Consider the following 6573-nt stretch of genomic DNA (forward strand, 5'->3'; position numbering starts at 1 on the left):
CGGTCCGGAACTGTCCATCGCCATGAAAAGCTTCCCGGCAAGCGTAAACCGGGAGTGTTTTATGAATCCCTCCTTGTCGCCCTCATCTTTCGTATACGGCACGACCATCCCTATGTTGGAATTTGGGAAGATGCGCGTATACGCCTCAAGCGCCTCCTTCGCTTTACCGGCGACGCCTTTGGTGAACATGAGCAGAGGCGTGATCTTTTGCTTCACGTCGTGATCGTCGCTCCAGGAAAGTTGCCATGAAAGTCCGTACCTGTCCTCCAGCCATCCGTATTTCTTCGCCCACGGGTAGGTATCATACGGCATCAGCGCTTTGCCGCCGTCAATCAGTTTGTTCCACACCGCCTTAATCTCCGCTTCGGTATCGAACACCACAAACATGGAGATCGACGGGTTGAATTTGAAAAACGGCCCCGCGCTGATGGCCATGAATGGTTGTCCGTGCAGGTCGAACCGGACAATATCGCAATCGCCCGAGGGCGTATCGGTGATCGTTGATACGCTCTTGACTTTTGAGCTCGGAAAAAGCGTCGCATAGAAAGCAGTAGCTTCCTTGGCTTCTTTGTCGAACCAGAGATGCACGAGTATGTTATCCATGGTAGTATCTCCTGAGAAAAAAGTCAGATGCAGAGAGTTGTCAACGCCCTCCGCCAAATCCGTAAACCCGGCAGGGAGCCGTCAAGTTCCTGCTTTCCAATATAACAAATCATGCAATATTGCGATGAAGAAGTTTCAATTCACCGCTCGAATCGCTATCTTGGAAGACTTTTCAGAGGCATATGACAGATCGGACCATTCGCGTCGGGCATAGTCCGGACCCCGATGACGCATTCATGTTCTACGGACTCTCAAGCGGCAAGGTAAAACTCGAAGGCATCCGGATCGAGCACCTTCTCGAGGACATTCAATCCCTCAACGAGCGCGCGAAGAGGGCGGAGCTTGAAGTCACGGCAATCTCCGCGCATGCATTCCCGCATGTAGCCGATCGGTACTGGATCATGCGGACGGGAGCGAGCATGGGTGAAGGATATGGTCCGGTGATTATCTCCAGAAAGTATAAGCATCTCGATGAACTGAAAGGGAAGAAGGTCGGGACACCTGGACCGTTGACGACGGCGACCTTGCTATTCAAAATCTTTACCGATGGAATTGCAAACATCGACATGCCGTTCGACCGGATCATGGGGGCTGTCGATGACGGCGAAATCGATGCCGGGCTCTTGATTCATGAAGGCCAGATTACCTATCAATCACTCGGATATAATAAGATCCTGGATTTCGGAGAGCTATGGGAGAAGGAGGCGGCCGGGTTGCCGCTGCCACTCGGGTTGGATGTCGTCCGCAGCGACCTCGGAGAGAAGCTTGCGGCGAAGTTATCGAACGGATTGCAGGCAAGCATCGCCTACGGGTATGCCCACCAGAACGAATCGATTCCCTATGCGCTCCAGTGGGGGAGAGGGATCGACCGGAAACTGGGTGAGAAGTTTGTAAAGATGTACGTCAGCGATCTAACCGTTGACATGGGGGACAAGGGAAAGCGGGCGCTCGAACTACTCTATAAGATGGCGAACGAGAAGGGTCTGATCCCCCGTGTTCCGGAGGTTGTGTTGTACTGATCACCTCGCGTACTCCGAGATCTTGTCCCGGAGGAACCGATTCAATTTGTTTTGCTCCACGCCGAACACGTCTTTCATCGCCCTGTAAAAATCCTGCTCCTCCCCTCCGTATCCGAAAAGCTTCCTGAGCAGTTCCAGCCCGCCCTTTTCCTCTGCCATTTTGCAGATCAATCCCCCGACCACGTAGACGGTGCCGGTGGCGAAGTCTATATTATTGAGCGAAAGGAGATCCGCACCGGGGTGATCCTGGAGATATGATTTGGTTCGCCGGATATGCCAGTCGAGGTCGTGCCCCCGGCTTCCGCCAAGGAGAGCGGCGTATCCTTCGCTGAAGTACGGATTTGCTCCGGGAAACCGGGGATTGATGTAGATGTGAACAAACTCATGCGGATACCATTCGTTCGACCCACCGGCAAATACCAGATGATTTTGAATCTGCGTATAGCCCCCAGGGCGAGGAATGTTTCCCGACGTCATCACATAGTCGATCCCGATCGCTTTGTAGACGCTGTCCACCGTTCCTGCGAAATAGTAATCGACCGGAATAGGTTCGATCTTCCAGAGAGTTCGTATCGAATCGACAAACTTGTTCATGTGCTCGGCCAGCGGTAGGTTGAACGTGTGCCCCGGCGGGAAATGAAACGTGATACTCCCGACGGTTTCTTTTCCCCACCCGGCGGTATTATCAGTGAGCATGTTGCCCAATTTATAGACGCCATCTTCCTTCTTGGCCGCGACTTCTGTAATCGCAAGTACGTTCGCGAAGCCGGAATCGGAAGGGTAGGAAAATAGTGTTCGGATTTTGAAACCGCCGGAGATCTGAGAAACGCTCAACACGGTGGGCTTGTAAGCGCGCATCAAGCCGTACAGGCTCGGCGAGAACCAGGTGTGATTCACAAGATCGAAGTTCGTGTAGCGTTCGCGTTCCGCCGCGAGCCAGAGCGGATTGTCATGCGCGCTGTCGGTCCGGGAGTTCAGATACTCTTGCCAGAGATGTACGACAGCTCCGATGTCGTGATTTGCCGTGTCAACGCCAACATTGATTTGAACCTTGACGGGTTTCCGCTGCGGGAGCGCAGAGAGAGGAATCATCAGGGCGATCGTACACAAGCACGCAACACGCATACTGCAAGGTTTCACAAACTCCTCCTTAGATTCTGCCAAGTCAAGCACCATTTGACGGTGTTATTAAGGGTTGCCCGTCCTCGGCCTGTCGGTGTCTATAAAACTTGCGGCGCGGAGCGCCGCGATATGCGTTCCCACGCAGAGCGTGGGAACGAGAAACCACCGCAGAGCGTGGGAACGAGAATCGTTCGGGCGGGACATGTCCCGCCCCTACTCCCCGATCTTGATCTCGTCATTGGCCAGGGTGAGATTGCCGATCTCGACGTGGGAGAGCGCATCCAGGCCCGTCAATACAGGGTTGAAGGAGAAGGTCAGGACGTTCATCAGAAATGCAGGGACCGGCACGATCCCGATCCTCAGGCGTTCGAACGAGAAGGCGATGTTCTGACGCCCGATAGAGTGCAGCGAGATTCCGACTTCAATCCTTGGACCAAACCCGCGCGAATACCCCTCAAAGTGAATCACACCTCCCCGGATGGAAAGCGAATCGACGGTGATATTGCCGCCTGAAGACGTTTCCGCGTAGCGTTGGAGGGCGCCTGCGTCGATCGTGAAGCTCTTTACATTCAACCCCCCGATCGAAACGAGAAGGAGCGTGTCGGATGTAACGAGCTTGCCGGGATCGAATCGCAGATCGGTCAGATCGAGCCGGACATCTTCGACGGGCATCCCGGCGGGGTTGAACGCAAAGTCGCCGAATTCTCCTGTGTGGGTGAACACCTCAATTCCCTTTACGTGGCCTTTCAGGGTCTCAACCGAATCGATCGCATCGACCCTCAAATCGTACCCTTGTAACGGCCTGAGGTATTTCCGGACGAATTGATCCGCATGCGACCGCAACTTCTCCTCGATGGTCGCGCTGGAAATCCCGGTTGCAGGTTTCGGCTCCACGCGAAGAAGAATTGCTTCCGACCCGTCGGGCAGACTCCATGCCTGCAAGAGATTGTACATGCCGGCCGGGCTGCGGGCCTCGTCGAGGATTTCCTTCCTGAGCCGGTCGCGCTCGCCCGATCCATCGCCGCTATTTTCGGTTTTCAAGAGAACGTAATCCGTAAAGAGAGGAAACCCCGTCGTTCCCATGACGACGATCGGATAGCGGCGGAGCTTCGCCGCATACGATATCGTCGCGTTATTGAAGTAGACATAATCGGGAATCACCCGGACTACGACACGTGCCCGTCCCTTCGCCAGGCGGTCGAGATCGATCGCGTCGGCGATCGAATCCTGTTTCCAGTCTGCGTCGACCGGTCCGTCGACTTTCGTGATTGGCGCCGACAGAAACGGCCGGGAATATCGCTGGCCGAGAGTTGATTCGGCTGGAATGAAGGAGACGAGAATAAACTGGATTACCGGAAGAGAGATAAGGACGGCAGTCGGAATGCCCATGATCTTCCCCGGGGAAGAATCATCCCGCACCCACGAGACGAGCCCCGCCGATGCGAGCACACAAAGCGGCGCAAGCAGGGGGATCGCAAACCGGGGTTGTTTAAAACCGATGAGCGTCAGCAGGGCATACCCCCCCAGAAAGGAGATGAGGGGGAAGAGGGTCTGGAACCGGAAACGGTACTTAAACAGACAGACAAGGACGCCTCCGAGGAGAAATGGCATCATGATCCACGATACTTCCTCCGGAATCATCCTTATATAGTAACCGATCGAGCCGGCGAGCGTTTGTTCGCCCCTTCCGAGTTCACCTCCCCTTCCGCTCAGAATCTGGATTGCGTGAACAAGGTACCAGGGCGCAGCGATCGCCATCGCGATCAGAAGGCTGAGAATCCAGCCGGTAACCTGCCAACGGCGCCAGGACGACCGTCTGAGAGTCGGGATGATGGTGTAGAGAAACGGCACCAGAATAAAAAGCGGATAAGTCCATTTTGTCAGCATCCCTGCGCCGAGCGCCAAGCCGAACAGAAGGCTTGCGGTCCTTCGTTTGAAGGAATCGGTTCGCAGCAGGAGGTAGAACGCAAGCGCGGTCATCGATGCGAGCGGCAGGTCGAGCATGAACATGTGCGAGTATCGGATGACGATCGGGAAGGAAGCGGCGAGCGATGCCGCCACCAATCCCTCACGGTTCCCGAACAGCAGATTCCCGGTCGCGTAGACCGAGAGCTCGAGGATGAGAAAGAAGAATGTCATTACCTCAAATCCCGCAAACTCCGATTCTCCGAACAGCGCATAGAACGGAATAGACACATACGAGACCAGCGGCGGATAGTACCACGAAACGTTCAAGACCTGGTGGAGTCCTGATGTGGAGGAGTCGGCTCCGATCCTGTTCGCGTTGAGGCTTTCGGAGAGATGGATGGCGGAGTCCCAGTGCTGGGGATGATCGCCGAGAGCGTACCAGAAGGCGTTGCCGCCGGCCAGGACAAGGAGGAGTAAAAAAAACGGAAGGTGGCGGCGCAAGAGCCTATCTCCCGGTCGGGTGAGAGCGGGACATCACCCGGGGAGCGCGGGGCCTATGCAGCTTCCGCGCTTTCGTACAGTTTGAGTGTCTGATAGAGGGTGGAACGCTGGGCGGGAACAAATCCGGCCTCCCGGATCAGGCTCACCACTTCTTCGGTGTTGGTCTTGTTGACAAAATTCGCGGCTGCGTGCACGTTCTCCTCGAAGAGCGTACCTCCGAAATCATCGGCGCCGAAGTGCAACGCGATCTGTCCCGTCTTCTTTCCTTCGGAAAACCATGAGGCCTGGATGTGATCGAAGTTGTCGAGGTAGATCCGGGAAATCGCCAGCATCTGAAGATACCGCATCGGGGTCGCATAATGCGGAATGATCTTTTCCAGAGGGGTGTTCCCGGGTTTGAAGCTCCACGGCACGAACGCGGTGAACCCGTGGTATTCGTCCTGAAGCTGCCTGATCGACTCGAGATGCTCGATGATGTCTTCGTCCGTCTCGAGGTGGCCGTACATCATCGTTGCCGTGCTCTTGAATCCGATCTTATGGGATTCGCGCATGACGTTGAGCCAATCGGCCGACGTTCCCTTCAGGCTCGAAATCTTTTTCTTCACACGATCCGACAAAATCTCGGCGCCGCCTCCGGGAATCGTTCGCTGACCGGCATCCCACAATCGACGGAGGACTTCGGGGATCGTCAATCCCGAGACCTGCGACATGCCGATGATCTCCGAGGTCGAATAAAAATGGGGCATCACCTCCGGCACTTCTTTCACCGTCCGTTCGACCATCTCGATATAGTATTCAAACGGAATCGCCGGATTGACTCCGCCCTGCAGGAGAACGGTCGTCACGCCCTGCGCCGCAGCCTCTTTGAATTTTTGAATCATCACGTCGACGCTGTAGGTGTACTCTCCTTCGTCTCCGGGGTGGCGGTAGAACGCACAGAAAATGCAATCGATGTTGCAGATGTTCGTGTAATTCGGATTGGTGTCGACCACAAACGTGACGACGGGAATGCCCGAAGGTCCGGCGGGGTTTTTCCGGAGGCGGATCCCATTCGCCAACTCCCCAAGATCGAGCAGCGCCGCGGTCTTGAGGACCTCGAGACCTTCTGCGGGCGAGATGCGCTCGAGATTTCTGATCCGGGAATAGAGAGGTTTGTCCATTAAGATCCCCCGACCATTGAAACCCGTTCGCTCTGATCCACCAGGAGGCGGAACTCCTTCATCGCTTCCCGCTCGCGTTCGCCGAGAGTATACTGAAATCCTTCAAGGTACTCTTCGATCTCAGGCCCGGTCAGGCCGATCTGTTTCCCCGCGAGCTCACCCACTTCGGCAAAGTGCCCGGCGGAATCCGCGAGCGACCGCTCGATAAGATCTCCCAGATCTTTCTTCAGGTCCGCAGGCAACTCCTTGTCGACCGCCCA

Annotated in this window: 6 protein-coding genes; 1 reads left to right on the forward strand and 5 read right to left on the reverse strand. The window is 55.6% G+C overall.

The genetic code is table 11. From position 1 onward, the window contains the following. A partial coding sequence (locus tag VI215_04940) for a VOC family protein (protein HEY6191658.1) occupies positions 1–603 on the reverse strand: 603 nt, incomplete at its 3' end. A gap of 182 nt (positions 604–785) precedes the next feature. Between VI215_04940 and VI215_04945 the strand changes: the two genes are divergently transcribed. Beyond that, a complete protein-coding gene (locus VI215_04945) occupies positions 786–1622 on the forward strand; it encodes an MqnA/MqnD/SBP family protein (protein HEY6191659.1) in 837 nt (278 codons plus the stop codon). On the opposite strand, the gene VI215_04950 is transcribed toward VI215_04945, so the two are convergent. The 4 genes from VI215_04950 to VI215_04965 all read right to left on the reverse strand — a co-directional run. Beyond that, on the reverse strand, positions 1623–2714 hold the full coding sequence (locus VI215_04950; protein HEY6191660.1) for a hypothetical protein: 1092 nt from the start codon (positions 2712–2714) through the stop codon (positions 1623–1625). 243 nt (positions 2715–2957) lie between these two features. Beyond that, positions 2958–5153, reverse strand: a complete 2196-nt coding sequence (locus VI215_04955; GenBank protein ID HEY6191661.1) for a glycosyltransferase family 39 protein — start codon at positions 5151–5153, stop codon at positions 2958–2960. A 53-nt stretch (positions 5154–5206) separates the two neighbouring features. After that, a complete protein-coding gene (gene mqnC, locus VI215_04960) occupies positions 5207–6313 on the reverse strand; it encodes a cyclic dehypoxanthinyl futalosine synthase (GenBank protein ID HEY6191662.1) in 1107 nt (368 codons plus the stop codon). Next, on the reverse strand, positions 6313–6573 hold a 261-nt coding region (locus VI215_04965), incomplete at its 5' end, for an MqnA/MqnD/SBP family protein (protein ID HEY6191663.1). The genes VI215_04965 and mqnC, both read right to left, overlap by 1 nt.

The organism is Bacteroidota bacterium, from assembly GCA_036522515.1.
Taxonomy (GTDB): domain Bacteria; phylum Bacteroidota; class Ignavibacteria; order UBA10030; family SZUA-254; genus VBOC01.

Excerpts from the sequence above, each read along its gene's own strand:
- VI215_04945 (HEY6191659.1), top strand. The coding sequence starts at position 786 with ATGACAGATCGGACCATTCGCGTCGGGCATAGTCCGGACCCCGATGAC.
- VI215_04950 (HEY6191660.1), bottom strand. The coding sequence starts at position 2,714 with ATGATTCCTCTCTCTGCGCTCCCGCAGCGGAAACCCGTCAAGGTTCAA.
- mqnC (HEY6191662.1), bottom strand. The coding sequence starts at position 6,313 with ATGGACAAACCTCTCTATTCCCGGATCAGAAATCTCGAGCGCATCTCG.